The following is a 734-nucleotide window of genomic DNA, read 5'->3' on the forward strand; positions in this document are numbered from 1 at the left end:
GCCGTGAGGCTGGTGACGGATCGGGTGTGGCGGTGGCGCAGCCCGCCTGTGACCTTGATGTAGCGGAGAGCGTGTTGCGCCGCAGGATACGGGAGCTGACTGCGACCCCTGCTGTTGCCTTTCCCGGGAACGAGCAGCTGCGCGCTGATCTGGCCGAGATATCAGCTCTGAAGAAAGAGGTCGCCCGGCTCCGGGCGGAACGTGACATTCTGAAGAGGGCGGCAGCTTTGATCTGGCGCCAAAGTCAGGCGAGCGCGCCCTCATGTCAACAGAGCCGGCGCGTCGGAATTTTCATGTAGATTATGAGAATGAGGCGGCCACGATTGGCGCCGGCGCTGTCTGCTGTTCCGGAGCAATCATAGGCGGGCTGGTATTCAGGTTGGGGCCAATAGCACCCGACCGGGGCGATGCCGCAGCAAACGGCAGCAAGACTTTGCATCTCCGGCATTCATGAAGGGATGTCAGTAGCAGCCAGAGCTACGCGGTCGGCTGCCAATCGCTGCACAGGGGGCCTTAGAATACCCTCACCTCTTCCCGGGCAGCGTGACCCGCGCCAGAAGTCCCCCGGCGTCGCTTGCCTCCAGCGTCAGCGTCCCGCCGTAGGCCCGGGCGCGATCGGCGGCGATGGCGAGGCCGAGACCGTGACCCCCGCTGCTCTCGTCGAGCCGCGCGCCGCGGGTCAGCAGGCGGTCGCGCGCCTCTGCCGGAATGCCGGGGCCGTCGTCGGCGATCTC

The 734-nt window shown here is 66.1% G+C and carries 2 protein-coding genes; one reads left to right on the plus strand and one right to left on the minus strand.

Annotated features, from left to right (window positions below):
• Positions 1–299: transposase (locus C5F48_RS25875; protein ID WP_373454373.1), on the plus strand; the 299-nt coding region annotated here is incomplete at its 5' end.
• Between the two features lie 225 nt (positions 300–524).
• On the opposite strand, the gene C5F48_RS24305 is transcribed toward C5F48_RS25875, so the two are convergent.
• The coding region (locus C5F48_RS24305) for an ATP-binding protein (RefSeq protein ID WP_258186601.1) at positions 525–734 on the minus strand (210 nt) is incomplete at its 5' end.

This window comes from Cereibacter changlensis JA139 (assembly GCF_003034985.1).
Lineage (GTDB): Bacteria > Pseudomonadota > Alphaproteobacteria > Rhodobacterales > Rhodobacteraceae > Cereibacter > Cereibacter changlensis.